The organism is uncultured Blautia sp., from assembly GCF_902497045.1.
Taxonomy (GTDB): domain Bacteria; phylum Bacillota; class Clostridia; order Lachnospirales; family Lachnospiraceae; genus Blautia_A.
This window is the reverse complement of record NZ_CABVDF010000363.1, coordinates 1-1691: the sequence shown is the minus strand read 5'-3', so window position 1 is coordinate 1691 and position 1691 is coordinate 1. Positions and strand designations below refer to the sequence as shown.

Below are 1691 nucleotides of genomic sequence, written 5' to 3'. Positions count from 1 at the left end.
AGATAATAGTTATGAAAATTGTAGTTGCTGCTATGGGAAAAGAAGTTGCAGGTCATTTTGGTCATTGTGAGAATTTTATTTTCTTTGATACAGAAGAAAATAAGATTGTTGCAGAAAACAGCGTTCCAAATCCGGGACATCGTCCGGGATTCCTTCCGAACTTCCTGGCTGATCATGGTGCGGAAGTTATTATTTCCGGAGGAATGGGAGGCGGAGCTGTAGATATCTTTAATGAGCGCGGCGTAGAAGTGATCGTAGGTGCCCAGGGAGATGCGGCTGCAGCAGTAGAAGCATACTTGAAAGGAGAACTGATCTCTACAGGTTCTATCTGTCATGAACATGAACATGCACATGAGTGCGGAGAACACTAAACATATCCTCAGATAAAGATTCTGAAATAAAGAAAGCCTGACGGTATTCACTCACTGTTGTGAAACCGCCAGGCTTTCTCTGCGTCAGCGCGCCATAAGATATATTTTTTCCATATCTTTCATATTCAGCTGTTTAAACACACCAATGGTCCGGGTATCCTCAAAGCTGCATTTAAAGGCAAGCTCATGAATCTGTTTTTCATCCAGATCAAGCCCCAGCTCATGAAGACTGGTGGGCATTTTGATGGAGCGGAAAAAGTCTTCCATTGCTTCAATGCCGGCAAGGGCTGTACTTTCAAAATCTGCAAAGCATGGAATGTCAAACACATTGGTTGCAAACTGTGCAAAGCGTTCCGGATTTTCCTGATAGACATATCGTGCCCAGCTTCCCCAGATGGCAGCAAGTCCTGCTCCGTGAGCTACGTCATAAAGCCCTCCCAGCTCATGTTCAAGCTGATGGCAGGCCCAGTCGCCTCCTCCGGTGCCGCAGCCGGTCAGACCGTTATGGGAAAGACTTCCGGCCCACATGACTTCGGCACGGGCATTGTAATTTCCCGGTTCCTTCATGAGAATCCTTGCATTATAGATCACCGTCTGCATAAGAGATTCACTGATGCTGTCTGTAATCTCCATAGTTTCCAGATTGACAAAATAACGCTCCATGGTATGGAGAAGGATATCCACACAGCCGCTTTCTGTCTGATACTGAGGAAGCGTGTAGGTGAGTCTTGGATTCAGAAGGGCAAATCTGGGGCGGCAGAGGTCGCTTCTTGTGGAGCCTCTCTTCAGCCAGCCGTCTTCATTTGTAATCACACAGGAGCCGCTCATCTCGCTTCCGGAAGCTGCGATGGTAGGGATTGCAGCAATAGGGAGACAGTCTTTTGGAATTTCTGTTTTCAGGAAAAAATTCCATACATCAGTCCAGGGATTGGCAGCTCCATAGCCGATAGCCTTGGAGGAGTCGATGACACTTCCGCCTCCTACGGCAAGGATGAAATCCACCTGCTCTTCCTGACAGAGCCGGATTCCCTCCCGGACTTTACTGAGACGGGGATTGGAAACAACTCCTCCCAGTGTGACGAAATCTACTCCTGCTTCTTTCAGGCTTGTACATATCTCGTCCAGAAGTCCCGAGGAAACGGCGCTGCCGCTTCCGTAATGGACGAGTACCTTTTGGCAGCCATATTCTTTTAGAAGAGTACCGGCCTGAAGATGTGTATCTTTTCCGAAGATCACCCTGGTGGGGGTGTAATATTCAAAGCCTCTCATAGCATTTTTCTCCTTGATTTTTAATACTCCTTTTTATTATAGGAAATATAT

Annotated in this window: 2 protein-coding genes; one reads left to right on the top strand and one right to left on the bottom strand. The window is 47.0% G+C overall.

What is annotated here, in order from left to right; genetic code table 11:
• Window positions 1–371: NifB/NifX family molybdenum-iron cluster-binding protein (locus tag RDS42_RS14710; RefSeq protein WP_331603648.1), on the top strand; the 371-nt coding region annotated here is incomplete at its 5' end.
• A gap of 84 nt (window positions 372–455) precedes the next feature.
• Here RDS42_RS14710 and RDS42_RS14705 read toward each other — a convergent pair.
• Window positions 456–1640 (bottom strand): iron-containing alcohol dehydrogenase, encoded by a 1185-nt coding sequence (locus RDS42_RS14705; protein WP_308784307.1) that lies wholly within the window; start codon window positions 1638–1640, stop codon window positions 456–458.
• Window positions 1641–1691 lie beyond the last annotated feature (51 nt).

Bases quoted from the DNA above. Each gene is read 5' to 3' on its own strand.
- RDS42_RS14705 (WP_308784307.1), bottom strand. From the start codon at position 1,640: ATGAGAGGCTTTGAATATTACACCCCCACCAGGGTGATCTTCGGAAAA.